This is a genomic window from Kitasatospora sp. NPDC059812 (genome assembly GCF_042732075.1).
GTDB lineage: Bacteria > Actinomycetota > Actinomycetes > Streptomycetales > Streptomycetaceae > Kitasatospora.
Genome location: NZ_JBHWIO010000137.1, coordinates 1 through 14030, shown reverse-complemented (window position 1 = coordinate 14030; position 14030 = coordinate 1). Strand labels below are relative to the sequence as shown.

18 protein-coding genes and 1 pseudogene are annotated in these 14030 nt (G+C 42.3%); all 19 read right to left on the bottom strand.

The genetic code is table 11. From position 1 onward, the window contains the following. Positions 1–197: 197 nt before the first annotated feature. The 19 genes and pseudogenes from ACFV6D_RS37290 to ACFV6D_RS37200 all read right to left on the bottom strand — a co-directional run bounded on the left by ACFV6D_RS37290 (position 198) and on the right by ACFV6D_RS37200 (position 13373). Positions 198–974, bottom strand: coding sequence for a glucosaminidase domain-containing protein (locus tag ACFV6D_RS37290; protein ID WP_376642730.1), 777 nt, complete (start codon positions 972–974; stop codon positions 198–200). A gap of 5 nt (positions 975–979) precedes the next feature. Then, positions 980–1198, bottom strand: a complete 219-nt coding sequence (locus ACFV6D_RS37285) for a hypothetical protein (RefSeq protein WP_376642732.1) — start codon at positions 1196–1198, stop codon at positions 980–982. A 13-nt stretch (positions 1199–1211) separates the two neighbouring features. Then, positions 1212–2318: a hypothetical protein gene (locus tag ACFV6D_RS37280; protein ID WP_376642734.1), complete on the bottom strand. Its 1107-nt coding sequence runs from the start codon at positions 2316–2318 to the stop codon at positions 1212–1214. Beyond that, the gene (locus ACFV6D_RS37275; RefSeq protein ID WP_376642735.1) at positions 2319–3104 is read right to left on the bottom strand and encodes a hypothetical protein; all 786 of its coding nucleotides are present in this window, start codon (positions 3102–3104) and stop codon (positions 2319–2321) included. It abuts the gene before it with no gap. Continuing rightward, on the bottom strand, positions 3073–3897 hold the full coding sequence (locus ACFV6D_RS37270) for a glycoside hydrolase family 73 protein (RefSeq protein ID WP_376642737.1): 825 nt from the start codon (positions 3895–3897) through the stop codon (positions 3073–3075). The genes ACFV6D_RS37275 and ACFV6D_RS37270 overlap by 32 nt, the downstream gene beginning before the upstream one ends. 8 nt (positions 3898–3905) lie before the next feature. Beyond that, entirely contained in the window at positions 3906–4667 is a 762-nt protein-coding gene (locus ACFV6D_RS37265) for a LysM peptidoglycan-binding domain-containing protein (RefSeq protein WP_376642739.1), read from the bottom strand. After that, positions 4654–4950, bottom strand: a complete 297-nt coding sequence (locus ACFV6D_RS37260) for a hypothetical protein (protein WP_063336321.1) — start codon at positions 4948–4950, stop codon at positions 4654–4656. The genes ACFV6D_RS37265 and ACFV6D_RS37260 overlap by 14 nt, the downstream gene beginning before the upstream one ends. A gap of 340 nt (positions 4951–5290) precedes the next feature. Continuing rightward, a complete protein-coding gene (locus ACFV6D_RS37255) occupies positions 5291–5635 on the bottom strand; it encodes a hypothetical protein (RefSeq protein ID WP_376642741.1) in 345 nt (114 codons plus the stop codon). Between the two features lie 247 nt (positions 5636–5882). Beyond that, the gene (locus tag ACFV6D_RS37250) at positions 5883–6131 is read right to left on the bottom strand and encodes a hypothetical protein (protein ID WP_080467411.1); all 249 of its coding nucleotides are present in this window, start codon (positions 6129–6131) and stop codon (positions 5883–5885) included. A 59-nt stretch (positions 6132–6190) separates the two neighbouring features. Then, complete coding sequence (locus ACFV6D_RS37245) at positions 6191–7249, bottom strand: hypothetical protein (RefSeq protein ID WP_376642743.1); 1059 nt, start codon at positions 7247–7249, stop codon at positions 6191–6193. Positions 7250–7564: 315 nt separating this feature from the next. After that, positions 7565–8206 (bottom strand): hypothetical protein, encoded by a 642-nt coding sequence (locus ACFV6D_RS37240; RefSeq protein WP_376642745.1) that lies wholly within the window; start codon positions 8204–8206, stop codon positions 7565–7567. Further along, the gene (locus ACFV6D_RS37235) at positions 8184–8432 is read right to left on the bottom strand and encodes a hypothetical protein (RefSeq protein WP_380563160.1); all 249 of its coding nucleotides are present in this window, start codon (positions 8430–8432) and stop codon (positions 8184–8186) included. The genes ACFV6D_RS37240 and ACFV6D_RS37235 overlap by 23 nt, the downstream gene beginning before the upstream one ends. Positions 8433–8482: 50 nt before the next feature. Beyond that, the gene (locus tag ACFV6D_RS37230) at positions 8483–9037 is read right to left on the bottom strand and encodes a hypothetical protein (RefSeq protein WP_376642749.1); all 555 of its coding nucleotides are present in this window, start codon (positions 9035–9037) and stop codon (positions 8483–8485) included. Further along, positions 9025–9339 carry a hypothetical protein gene (locus ACFV6D_RS37225; RefSeq protein ID WP_377998110.1) on the bottom strand — a complete coding sequence of 105 codons (315 nt, stop codon included), beginning with the start codon at positions 9337–9339 and terminating at the stop codon, positions 9025–9027. The genes ACFV6D_RS37230 and ACFV6D_RS37225 overlap by 13 nt, the downstream gene beginning before the upstream one ends. A gap of 102 nt (positions 9340–9441) precedes the next feature. Then, positions 9442–11556: pseudogene (locus ACFV6D_RS37220) on the bottom strand (DNA polymerase). Next, positions 11557–12360: a hypothetical protein gene (locus ACFV6D_RS37215; protein WP_376912104.1), complete on the bottom strand. Its 804-nt coding sequence runs from the start codon at positions 12358–12360 to the stop codon at positions 11557–11559. Positions 12361–12413: 53 nt separating this feature from the next. Then, the gene (locus ACFV6D_RS37210) at positions 12414–12635 is read right to left on the bottom strand and encodes a hypothetical protein (protein ID WP_376642817.1); all 222 of its coding nucleotides are present in this window, start codon (positions 12633–12635) and stop codon (positions 12414–12416) included. A gap of 82 nt (positions 12636–12717) precedes the next feature. Beyond that, positions 12718–13185 (bottom strand): hypothetical protein, encoded by a 468-nt coding sequence (locus ACFV6D_RS37205; protein WP_326194938.1) that lies wholly within the window; start codon positions 13183–13185, stop codon positions 12718–12720. Between the two features lie 20 nt (positions 13186–13205). Next, positions 13206–13373, bottom strand: coding sequence for a helix-turn-helix domain-containing protein (locus ACFV6D_RS37200; RefSeq protein ID WP_326194937.1), 168 nt, complete (start codon positions 13371–13373; stop codon positions 13206–13208). Between the last annotated feature and the right edge of the window lie 657 nt (positions 13374–14030).

Here is a 14030-nt window from a genome sequence, read left to right as displayed (position 1 = left end):
AGAGACAGGTCATTGACAATCCCACATTTCTGTGCTAATTAACATGTCACCCGGGAACTGTCAATAATAAAAAATCCCGCCGGATATTTTTCCAGCGGGTTGTGTCTCGGGCGTGACTCTATTGTTACAGATAGAATAGAAGTCTTCCGCGGCTCCTATTCTACTTAATTTTAACAAATGTTAGTATATATTGTAAATTATTTCACCCTTAACCGTTGACCGACATAAATCTTATTCGCATCCGGGATACGATTAACTGTGGTCAATGTCTTAACGGACACACCGAATTTCTTACCAATTTTCGTCAGGTTGTCGCCCGCCTTTACGGTGTAGAATGTACCGCCGGATGGTGCGGCTCCTGATACCTTCAGGACTTGACCAACACGAATCATATTAACATCTTTAATACCGTTCACTTTCGCCAACTCCTTCACTGACGTATTATATTTCTTTGCAATTGCTGTCAATGTGTCACCCGCCTTAACGGTATATGTCGAGCCGGACGACTTGGCAGGTTTCGCCTTCACTGCGGCTTTGTTCCCGACCTTATCGTATTTCGTCAGCCCGTGGGCTTCGATTGTGGCGATAAGCTTCTTCGCATAGTTCGGGTCTGTCGCATATCCACCCTTTTGGATGGCGGCACAAGCTTGTACATAGTTCGTTTCCCCGACAACAGCCTTATAACGGTCAAGACGGTTATAGAGGTTCACAAGGTCTATGATAGAATCGCGAACAGACTTATACGCCCGGAACCCTGCTTTGATTGTTTTATCGACCCCGTTTAAAACCTCCCACGTGCCCATATGAACGGTTCCAGCGTTCCCGATACCTTTTATACCAAACAGGTTATTTGCACGCGTAGCAAGCCCGGATTTGCCCCAATTTGACTCATGTATGGCTTGTGCTGTGATAACTGAAGGTAAAACTCGACTTACACCGTATAATTTTTGTGCTTCACTTGCAACATTCTCCATGAAACTCATTCTTTTACACTCTCCCTCATTTGTTGTCTCATTTCATTTATTTGTTCGTCTGAAGCGGATTCAATCCATAGTTTTCTATCCTTCTGAAATTGCGCCCGCCAATATCCCGGCGGCTGTACGGTTGTCGCATTATCCGGTACGGAATCAGCCGGAACAATTTCAGGATAGTCGAAGATGAAATCCGAATCATATACGAATACTTGTATCATTTCCATTGCTCCAACCCTCCTAGTAAGGCACTGCCGCGTCTAATGACCAACTGGACACGGCGGACTGATTGTTTCCTGAAAAGCCGACAAACGCCAGTTTACCGTCAGTGTTGATATAAAATTTTGTGAAGCCTGTCGTTCCGTATGCTGTTGCCATGACCGCCTTTTTGTCTGACGGTGAATATGACGCGGGCAATTGTGCAAAGTCAACGCCGAGGTCACACGCCACGTCACCTTTTAGCATGAGGATGTTTCCCCAGCGGGTATACTGCGGTGTTCTTCCTGACGCCTTTGCTCCATTCAATAACGGAAGGTTATACCATGTGAGCGCCATAAAATCATTTTGTGTAAACAGCTGTCGCCAACCCCTGAATACATTGTCAGTGTGTATAACACCAATCCATGACGTATTATCATAGGAACGTGTCAGAACCAATTTCCGCAGACCGTTTGGCGCTGGTAGAATGTCGAGATAGTACCAAGAAGCGTCACCCGGTAACGGTAGTTGATTCCATCCTGTCCCATAATAAAAACCGGGTGGTGCGGTGAATATGCTGTCAGCTGAAGCCAACCGTTTCCGCATTCCTTCAGCATCCGTTAATGCATATTTCTGTGAGAAGTTTTGAACCCCGATAACATCCTGAAGCGATAGATTCGTTGTCTGTAAATCCTTTTGCAGCTGTGTCGCATCCGTAGCAGCTTGATTCCATTTCAAACGTTCAGAATCCGAGACGTGAGGTTTAGCATTTGCGATATGGTTCTTCAGGTTTGTTTCTGATGTCGTCACCCTGTCACTCATACCGTCCCACTTGGTACGGTCTTCAGACGATACGTGTTTGGTCGTGTCCTTTACATGAGCGTCCAAGACTCGGCCGAATGAATCAACGTCAGCCTTCATACTTTGAATTTGTTGGTCAGTTGCACCAGTTGACCCACCGTCCGCGGTATCCTCTAACGCTTGGACTTTTTGCTGAAGCGTCAGAATATCGTTCTTTATCTCATCTGACACGTCCATATGGTCAACGGTGTCCTGAAGCTTTGCCATCTTGTCTTTTAAATCTGAAATACTTGTTTTGACGCCTGTATCATCATAGGGCGGCGTCCGCCTTGACCCGAGTTCAATCAATTAGGACACCTCCACGATTGTGACGACTGTCTCAGTATCAGCGACTAGGTACACGTCAGGGCTTTGGCTATGAACCTTAAATGTTAGCGGGCTGTCGTTAGACGTGAGCGGCGCACCTGTAGTCGTCTCGACACCCTGCTTACCCCAATAAATGACACCCGAGTTAGGCGGGTAGATCGTCAACTCTCGGCGGTTTGTCAGTTTGCTAGAACCTGACTTTGCCATTACAGGCGTGACGCCTACACTCACCCCACCAACCCTAAAGTCATTCATTCCGGCTTCCCGAGTTGGTACAGGTTGTGTCGCCGGGATAGAAGACCCGCCGAGTGTGACAGGCTTATCTATCTCAACACTCCCAATATGCTTGTCGCCTGCCGCAAGCGGCGGTAACGCTGATATATCTACGGTTCCTGTCATCTGCCCAAGCTGAACGGTGTCAATGGACTGTGGTATAGATGACGCTGTAAATTTCTCAATCCAAGATTCGACCCGGACTTTTTCGGGCTGCACGATCGCGGCGTCAAGGTAGATTGTGTGATAGCCGAGCGGTCGCGCCAAAAGCTTTGTTGACCCCGGCGCTACGGCTAAAAGATAATTGTTAGGCGACACGCTCGGGCGCTCGTGTACGTACACGATCTGACTTGTGTTATTTGTTATGGCTGAATGGTTCGGCTTTGTGTCGTCAAAATAAACCGTTGTAATGTCGCCCGGTAGCATGGTGACGGTCTGTTCACGCCATGTACTCTTTTTATGGTCATCCCCCGGCTGTTTGACTAGTTCCGGCATTCTTGTTCACTCCTTTTGCTATTGTAGCGGCTTTCTTGATGTGGTTTGACGCGCTGCGTCCTTTCTTAATGGCTTTGGCTCCCTTAGAAACAGATTTGACAGCACGACCACCCGGAACAAAATCCATTGCGGTGGATGCTGTACCTTTCGCAACGTCTCCGACTGCTGGGAAGGCTTTCATAAAGAACACGATTGCAATGATAGCAAGCCCGAGAATAAGAGACCATCTGAACACGCCGAACATGATATTTGATAAATATGATTTGTCGTCAGTGCCTGAAGATGAAGAATCCCCACCTGTCGCCCCGGCTCCTGACGTTCCTTTGAATGTAATGTCCTTATCATCGTACTGGTGAAGGTTGTTACTGCTGATAATGCCGAGAAGCTTATTTACATAGTTAGGGTCTGTTGCATACCCTCCAGCTTTGATTCCCTTCGCATAGTCCTCAACGCTTTTTGCGTTCTTCAGCTTTGACGCATAACGCGGCTTGGATAATAGTTCCGCGTGGGCGCGTATGGAATCTTGATAGCTGTTGTACTTTGCAAAGCCATCCTTCACGTGATAGGTCTTACCGTTATATACTTCGGTCGTACCCATCGTGGCACTTCCTGCTGTACCTCTTCCCTTTATTCCAAATAGGTTCTTAGAGTAGTAGGCAAGCCCGGACAATCCGCCCGGGTTTGAACCGCCTGATTCTAACATGATTTGACCCAGTATGATGGATGCAGGGATGCCAGTTTCTTTCTGTATGGCTTGCGCGTCTTTGATAAACGGCTTTATATTTACGCCCATACTTCCACCTACTTTGTCAGGATTTTGATTTTCTGACCCGGTTTAATTTTGTTCGGGTCTTTGAGTTTGTTAAACTTGGCTGTTTCCATATACGCGGCTTTTGTACCACCCTTACCATATTTCTGCGTCAATTCTGACAACGTGTCACCTTTTTTCACCGTCACCGTTTTGTATTTTGGTGTAGACGGTTTTTTCGCTGGCGATGGCTTTTTAGCCGGGGTTGACGGTTTTTTAGCAGGTGTTGTCGTTTTGGCAGGTGTTGACGGTTTCGCGTTCTTCAGCTTTTCCAGTTCTTTATGAAGCTGGTCATTTTCTGTTTCCAAGTTGCTGTATTTCTTCGCTTGATCGGCAAGCTGTTTTGAAATGCTGTCCTTTACTTGGTCAACATACGTTTTGTTTTCCTTGCCAATATCGGTAATGGTGTCGATTACATCTGACTTAAATGATTCTTGGTTCTGCCCCAATTCATTTGCAAAGTTGTTTAAGGCTGTATCAACGCTACCTTCAATGAGAGATTGATTGTTTTGTAGCTGTGCCTGAACCAAGCTTGAATTCATAGGATTGCCATCCAAGTAATCACCCTCTAATGCTTCAGAAGTCACGTACTGTTCTTCCTCAGCAGGACGCCCACGCGTCACAAGGGAGACTAATAGAAAGACCCCAATTGCAACCGACCCGATAATGACAATATTCTTTTTGTTTAATTGGAATTTCTTTTTACCCGGGGAATGACCCCCGGATTCATGACCGACTTGTTCAAATTCCGCCATACCAATATAAGCCTCCTATCGGATCACCGAAATAATGATTCTTAGGGAAGTTTTCTTCATCTACCTGATTTCCGTTTAGATCGACTGTCGCTTTCTCAATACTCATGTTTGTTACTTTGTCGATCAATGCTTCTTTCGGAACCATCGGGTAAATGAAGTTGGCATGTGTTGGGCGTAATTCTTCAGCGTCTCCAATACCTAGCTGCGCGTCAGGTAGCTCCACTGGACGTGAAAGCTCCTGAAGCGCATGAACCCGGTTTTGAAGGTGATAGCCTTCCATCATGCCGCCTTACCTCCCTTGTAATACTTTGATGCCTGAAATTGAATTGCTCGCGATTGTGCTGATAATGGAAGTCGTAGACTTGGCATTTTTCAGGAACAGATAAATACCAATGAGAATCCCGATACCCGCAATCACGTCAAAAAACTTGTTAACCATCCACAAGACCTCCCATGATTTGTTTTACCTTGTCAACGTTCAGGACTGCCATACTTGCGAGAACAAGTACCAAGAACGTGTACGTTATTTTTTCATTTGTGAACATACCCAGCAGGATAACGAAAAAGAGAAAGGTGATAATAAACCGCATAGACTTTGTAAACTCTTGCATAGAATCACCCCTTTACTTCAAGCCAAAACCGCGTTTAAGACCGTTCCAAAACCCATCTATGAAACTGTCTTTAGCGGCTTTTTTGACTTTCTTTTTCTGCTCCGGCTTCATCTTTTGATACTTTTTATACGTGTCGTATCCTGTCGCTTTTTCAACTGCCTTTTTCGCTGTCTTTCCGGCTTCGTCGACGGTTTCTTTTGTAGATTCCCAACCATCTTTTACAACGTCCATCGGTGTAGAAATGTCAGGCGTCATTTTCTGTGCCATCTTTGACAGGTGTTTGCCGCCATAAAAGTCATCAAGAATAATCCATATGGCTGTGAGCGCCAGCGTGAAAAACAAAAGACCTTTTTCCATGTGTTATCCCTTCTTTTTGCGGCGGATAAAGAAGAACCAAAACACGATGATAATAACGGTGAGAACAAGAATTTTAGTCATTGCTTGACGCACCCCCGATTTTTGAAATAACCATTTTCAGATCGGTTAGAATTTCCCGTGTCTGTTCGTTATCCTTTGATTGTTTGAACATGAACCACGCGAGCATTACGCCCATGGCTCCGTTATTTAATAGGATTGAATAGATTTGCTCCACAAGTCACACCCCCTACACCCTTGCCGAGAATAGGAATACGACAAGGAACACAATGCCGAACCCCAGCAAGATTTGTTTTGATGTAATAGGGTCTTGCTTTACGTCATGCTCTTTTGCTGTGTCCTCATCATCGACAAGAGACATTTGATCTTCAGCTTCGGGAACTGTAGACGTTCGGGTACTCATAAACCCCATGTTTGGATATAAGTCTGCGGCATGGTAGAACATTTCACCTAGACCCATTTGTGATGGTGCGTTCATATAAATCCTCCTTCGTAGTAGTCAAATAAGAAAAGGAGGGAAAAGCCCTCCCGCGTGTATTAATGCAAGCGTGAAAGCTTTTCAGCAACGATTTTCACGCGCCCGCCTTTTTGAGTATTGAAGCGAATCCAAAACTCTGTAAGACGTTCGGTGTCAATATAGTCACGAGAGCCGCCGAGGTTTGGCAAGCCTTGGTTAGAGAAGTCAAACACATAAACCCCATCCGGTAAGACATAACCCAAGTCCGAATGATTTCGGGCTGCAAGTGCTGACGGCTTAATGCTGTAAGGGATGTCGGCTTGGTTAAATACCAATTCCAAGTTGCCCGCAAAGTCGCTGTCCTTCAGCGGGTTGCCTGACTCATCCGTAAAGTAAAACATGAGTTTACGGTAGATCGTCCCTGTCTGAAGCTTCACGATATTTTGACCGTTCCCGGTGAACTGTTCGCCTTTTTCGTTTACAAGCTTCAGGACAGAAATATCCGGCATAGCTTGTGGTACAGAAGGGACGGAGAACGTTTCAATTGTCGGCGTGATTTTCAATTGCTTCAGTGTAACGGTGTCTCCAGTAGCCAACTGATACGCGTCTTGCGCGCGTGCTGTATCAATCTGAAGGGAAACGGTTGTCTCCTCGTTTTGTAGCAAGATAAGACCGACCGGGTCACGTTGGTTTAAAGTTAATGGCAGCGCGACTTGGAATTTAATACGCGCGTCTTTACCTGACGTGCTCGCGGCTGTTTCAATGTAAGATAACGCCCGCGGACTTGATGCAGGTAATAGAACGTCTGGATTCAATCGGTTTAAGCTGTATAGGTGAAGGGCTTCGCCTGACACAACAAAAGGACGGAATCCACTGTTTAATTCCAGTGCAATATTTCTGATAATCTGGTATGGTGAAAATGGTTTAGTTGGAATTGCCGCGTTCTGCGATTTGAGAGAGACAGTCGCGTCAAATTCAACTAAAATTTGTGATAGCAGGCGTACTTTCGGTAGGTTGAATGATACCGTTTGTGCGTCCTCTGTCACTGTCTGTGTACCCATCATCTGCCATGTTTGGCGGGTAGCCTGCGAGAATAGTTGAGCCTTTGCCTGTGCTGATAGTTGCTGTTGAGTTGCCATAAATTAAAATTCCTCCTTAGACTTCTGCCGCGATTGTAGATACAACCGGGATATGATATTTTGCTGAAGCTTTCTTAATAATCCACATGAAAACCATCGTGATAAATACAGTAATGAACGTATGAACTAACCATTTAACCTTCATGCTTTTTTCCTCCTTATACTGCGTTTACTAATTGCGTCACACCGTTAACCGGATGCTTCGTGACAATAACCTTTGTTACGACAATGACCATCATTGTGAATAGCGCAATGACAATCATGTTCTTCAGCCCGACACCTGCAAATTTTCGTGTCTCCAAGTCATCACCTCCTTTAAAGCTTCAATTTTGCTAGTACCGGGTTTTGCATACCCACTTTCCAATACCAAAAATTGTGCCCGCCGGGTTGCTCCATAAATTGCGGCATCCCTGTTGCTTTCACAATCTTTTTACGGTCATCCGGGTTTTGCATGGTGAAAATGAAATAGTGTGAACTGTTGGCCATAGCAATGACCGGAATGTCTGTTGGGCGCTGGGTACAAGCCCACACGACTGCTTCTTTCGAACGCCCGCGCGTGTATAAGGCTTTCAATTCTTTCGGGTAGTTATGGGCGCTTGGCGCGACTTCCATTAATTCGTCTATCCATAGAATCGTATTTTCACGCTTGTACACCCAGCTCATGAGCGCGTTGTAATATTCCGGCTCTAATTCTTCAGCGACCGGGCAATAGATAATTTTCGGCGTCTCGACCTCGGACACGTCTTCCAATCGGTGAACCACAGTAAAGTCCTTACCTTCCTGCAAGCCATGCCACAATTCCTGCCGTTTCTTGCGGCGCTCGTGTACTTCGCCTTTCGTATCAAGCTTTACCACATGGTCTTTCCCAGCGAGATATACCTCAGCGACAACCGATTTACCTGTACCGGTTTGACCACAGATAAAAACGTGTTCGTCATCGCCAATTGTCATTCGCATGTTTTCCACTTCCTTTCGTGCTGTAAGCTTTCACAACACGCTTCACGCCTTTACCTCTTTTCATAGCAGCCATGATGGACGGTTTCGGGATTTTGTCGTAAGGGATTTTCTCCACAACTAAAAATTCCTCGCCCTGTTCGATAATGTCCATGTGTTCAAACCAATCACGGCTGTATTCATGCATGGGGATGTTGTAATAGAAGTCACCTTGCTTCAGCGTCACCATACCGGACATAGTCGATCATCCCCTCTAAATGGTTGAGGAATTTTAAGACATCAATATCCTCCGAAAGGGATGAGTTGATGTAAGGAGCCGCCAAATTGCTTACTAGTGGGTTCCCCAGATCGTTCAGCAGGCTTTTGATTAGTTCTTTCAGGCGCGCTTTCATTTCCTCGTTGTTCTGTTGGTTGTTTTGGTAGTTCTCGTTTTGGCAAGACATTTTTCTGTACCTCTTTCTTTTTAGGTTGTTTGGATTTCCACATAATGAATTTAGGTATAAAGATCGTAAAGCACGCAATGAGTAACGCTATATGGTCTGCATACTCACTGGCGACACCCGCCACGCCTTCAGACTTCGCCATGATGTTTGCGAGTGGCGTACATATCTGTTCGGCTTCATCGGCGGTTAATGCAAAGTCTTCCATCCCAGGTCGTGCTGCCACGATCGCGCTTGTCGTCAGTAACAGCATTTTCAGCTGGGATGAATCAACATTGCCCGCCGTCTTTTTCTTGGCTGCGCTTTTCTTTTTCGTGCCAGTACCAGGAGGGCGACCGCGTTTCTTTTTCGGCTGTTCCTCCTGGTCACTTCCCGGCACATCTACCATAACCACCCGAGGAGCGTTTTCGCTTTGCTTGGTGCTGGCTGTTCCTCTTCCTCCGGTTCCTCCACTTTTGGCGGTTCCGGTACTGGAATTTCCTGTGCTTGTCCCTGCGGCTGTTCCTTTGTTCCCATCAGGTTTTGGATGTCCTGTAGCAGATTCTTTGCCCATTTTGGCGCGTCCTCCTGTTCCTCTTTTTTCGGTGTTTCTTCAGCAGACGATTTTTCTTCTTTTTCTTCTAGTTCTTTTGGCATAGAAAATAAATCCTCCTTTTGTCCTATTTCTGTTCGATAAATTAAATAATATAGGAACATGTGTTCGATTTCAAGACAAAAAATAAAAATAAATGAATTAATTTCATATTTAATTATTTTTAGGCAAAATAAAAAGCCGGGAAAATGAATTTCCCGACTCTTTTAAAAGTCACACGACACATGCGGACGACTTGTATTTTTAATATAGTCCATATTTCTTTTCTGTCTATTCGTTAGTAAAATTCCCTTGTTTACTTCCTGCTTTAAATCAAAATCGTCAGAACCCATTTTAAGCATAGTAGCAAATTTTCGTCTTTTTAATTCGCCTTTATAAATAGAATAATAGGCTTCTTTTTTCGTTATCATTTCTCCGCGCTCCTGACGCGCCTGTAAGCTTTTTAATTTCTCTAGGATATCATAATATACCCCTCTATTTAATTTCTTGATATACGCGCCGGGAATGCCTTTAAATTTCATTGTCTCCGAACCTTTGACCAAACGATATTGTTTTACTTTGCTTTTTTCGGGATAATTAAATACATTCCGAGAAAAAGAGGATATTTCTTTTTCTATTTCTTCTGGTTTTATTTCATCAGCATATTTTTCATAATACGTTTTTGGTTGAATGAATAAACCTTCTTCAAGAATACCTTCCAGTTTCCATTTACCGTACTCTCTATCGTCAACCATGTCATCATCAAAAATAGCTTCACATGCTATTGAATCGGTATCACAATATGCCACATCGCCTTTTTCTAATTGTTTAATTAAACCTCTATATAATAAAATACGCGCGTATGACGTAACGTAGGCGGCTATATGCGGCTGAATATACGGCGCTTTGCTGGGGACGGCTGCTTCAATAAATTCTTGTCCATATACAGGGTTAAATAATTCAACATAAGGATAGCCTTTTTCTTCGCATGTCTCAATTTCTGTGACAGGTAAAATCGTTTGCCGAACCCTTTGCATACCGAATTTTCCGTACAGTGCATTTTGCATTAATTTTGCAAACGTCTTTTTTGCTCCATCACTTGTATTTTTAATCTCTTCAAAATAGGAGACAAAATCTTTAAATATATAATCGGTCTTTTCAAAATAAATACATTGATGAATTTATTTTATTTTAGCACCCATTTCTAACGCCAATTCAATTTCTTCAAACGTCCATATCCCTGAAAGGTTACCGACCGGGAAACATAATTTTTTGTACATTCTGTGAGGTAGAGGCGGTATATGTAAAGTAGTCGGTATGTGAATATCACATTCTAAAAAACCGCCGCCCTGTCTATAGCTGTACCAATATTTAAATACGTTTCGGGCTTTGTCTCCTTTATGGTGACGCGGTTTCCCTATAGGTATTGGGTTCACTTTCATAACGTACGGATATAATGAATTTACATCATAATGAAAGCCGCCATTTAATTCACTTTGAAATACTTCTGTACGTCCACCATAATATGCCTTGCGTATAAAATCCTCTGTAAACTCGCCCCATTTGCTATAACCGTAATTCGTGGAAATAGCCTTTTCATAATCTTCAGGATAATTCATTTGATATACTTTCATTGCAAGACTTGCGGTAGTAGGACATTTTAAAAATTCATGAATCGGCAAGCCGGATATTTCAATAAGCATTGTAACAATTTCATATAATGCCACACAGTCCAACCGTAAATATTCATTTAATTCAGGTTCATACGGATCGACCTTCATAAAATAATTCCCTTGGGATTCCCGGTCATCATATTTACCCGGGTCATTTGTGGGGTTTCCGTCAGCGTCAAGCGCCCATCCCAATTTCAAAATATGGTCTTTTAAATCTATTTTTGCTTTTTCTTGCGAAATATTAAAATCCTCACATATCTTTTTTAATGAACCCATTACAAGCTTGCTGGAATCATGAAATGTAATAGGTTGCGAAATAATTTCATTTTCTTCAGTTATTTGGGATTCATTAAGACCTGTTTTAAATACCGTAACGACATTATTAATAAAAATCGAATTTTTTAAATCCGCTTCAGGTAAAATGTCCTTTGCGATTTTTGAAATGTCGAAATCTAGATTATGAATAAATACATGACAATCGTATTTTGTGGTATACTGTGAGAGAACCGTTTTCAGGTTTTTAAAAGTGTTTGTCGCACGGTATCTACTACCGTCATATAATCCGACGCGGAAGACTTCCCCAAAAAGTCCTCGCGTCTCAGTATCAAGCGTAAGTATCTTAACGGGTTTACTTGCGCTTTTTTCTTTATTCTCTTTTTCCTTACTCATTTAAAATCCACCTCTCCATCGTAAATCCTTCGCTAAACGTTTCGCCGTTTTGATATTTACTTGCGGGAGATATTTCTGAATTAAATCCCCAATAAATTGAGCCTTTTCTTCATTGTCATATAAAACCCTCATGCCTGCATTTATTGCAATTAATAAATCTTTATATCTCCTTAAATCGGCTTTTCCTTCATATAGCAAAATCCATGAATTCATATCAGCCAGTCTAAGAGAATCAAAATTTCTCATAAATGCTTTATGCTGTTTCCTTTTATTATTGGGGACAACATGCATACTTATTGTTCCTATTTCAGCGGGAAGTTTAGCACCTAAAAAACCTCTTATAGATTCGATAAGATAATCAACGCTCACATGTCTGTAAGACCGTTTTAAGTCCTCTATCACATTTGCATCCATCATTGTGTCGGTTTTTTCTTTCCAGTAAATCATTAAATAGGGTTCAGTAGCTTGTCGGGCTTTTCTTTCAGCCGCTTTTCTTTTTCTTTCTTCAGCCTTCGCCCGCTTATTTAATTCTTTGTTATACCATTCATTAAATCGTGATTCGCTCCAATACCTTTTTGCGGAATGTTCGGAGACTTTAAATCCTAACCGTTTAATTAATTCAGATCGTTCATTTGCAATTAAACTACGACTCTTTTTCTTAACAATTTTATTTACTGTGGCAGGTTTATTTTTTAATTCCTTTATAACCTTTTTGTCAGTAATTCCGACTTTTTTCAAGGCAGCTATATTTTGTTTTTTCTGCTGTTTCTTCTTCAGCCGCTTTTTCTTCCCAATCAGTGACACCCCCTTTAAACACAAAAGTCACAGGGAAACGAATTTCCCTGTCAATTTAATATTTAAATGGCTTCTGCTTTTTGTGTCGGAATATAGCGAACAGAACCGCGTGACAGTTCGTCTTGTGCTTCAGCATGAAAATAGGAGACTATTGCAAGCATTTCTGAACGAGTGAAACTAATAATCTGTTGTGTATCGTCATCAAGCTTTTGAGCGAAACAATACATATTCTCCACTCTATCCTCTTTAATCTCTGTGCGGCGTTCTCCGTTGTCGAAAATCATTACGTTTTTATCCAAGTCTAGCAACCTCCGTATATAGTAATTTAATATAAGAAAAGCCGCCCCGATCGGAGCGACTATTTAATTAGTCCACAAGCGCAAGTGTCAATGTTTTAAAGCCGCGGCGGGTTTTAACTTCTTTTGGAACAACTTTTAATGGCTCGTCCGTCCAAGGACCTTGCCCTACAATCCCAATGATACGTTGTAGGGAGCTTGCTACGCCCTGAGATACACTGTGATAGCCTTGTCCGTCTGCTGTTAAAAGAACAACGCGCATTGCCTGAATTGTCTCTTTCGTGACTTCATCCTCTAATTCAACCGCATGGGCGACCATGTCTGTAATTTCAATTACTTCTCCGATATGGTCTGATAGAGAGTGTTCAGCGTTGCTTACCGCGTTGTAAAGTTTGATGCTGCTCTTTCTGTCCGTTGCCTGGATAGTTGAAAACATTTGTTGTGTACCTTGTTCAAAAATACTTGGTGATGCTGTTGCAATGTCCTCAGTTGCCAATACGTCAGTAGTGTTTTCAGTGTTTTTAATAGTGTTTGTCATTTTAAAATTCCCCCAAAGAATTAATTTTGTTTTAAGTATTCATTGAATTTTTCAGCTGACACGCGCCATTCTCGACCGACTTTGAAACCTTTAATTTCTCCGTTGTTCAGCATTTTGCGAGCCGTTTTTTCAGATATTTTTAATATCTCGGCTACCTGTTTAACTGTTAAAACCTCTTCACTAGACAAAAAGCGTACCTCCCTCTACATATGTATCACTTCCTTTAAAGGGCTTCAGATTCCTTTATGTTCCCTTTGATGACCTTATCTTACCATCAAGGGATATATCATGTCTACCCCTTTTTACAAATTTCTTCAGAATTTTTTCAGGAAGGATTCGACATTATGCGACATATTGGTAGGAGAAGAAAATATTTCTGTACCAATAATAGAACACATGTTCCTGAATGTAAAGTCCTATTATATATGAAATAACTGGGTATCAGGGATAGAAATGTCCTATCTCTTATGTTCGCACTGAGTATAAATGTTTATAACAGGTTATTATTGACAAACTAAAATAAGTGTGTATATACTCTCTCCATTAAAGGAGATGAATAATTTATGCCAAATCTAGAAATATTAGATATTATTAATATGAAATTAGATACGAAATACAAGCATATTGAACACTTTTTAAAGGATTGGATAGATAAGAAGTACAACAATATGTATGTTTACGAAATTCTTGTATTTTTAAAACACTTTAATATATCGCCTAAAGAATAGTCCTCCCATTTCCGGGAGGATATTTTATTTATTGACAGTTCCCGTGGTTCATGTTAATTAGCACAGAAATGTGGGATTGTCAAGGAAAATCAGTGAATTTAGCGGCAAGAATCGTAC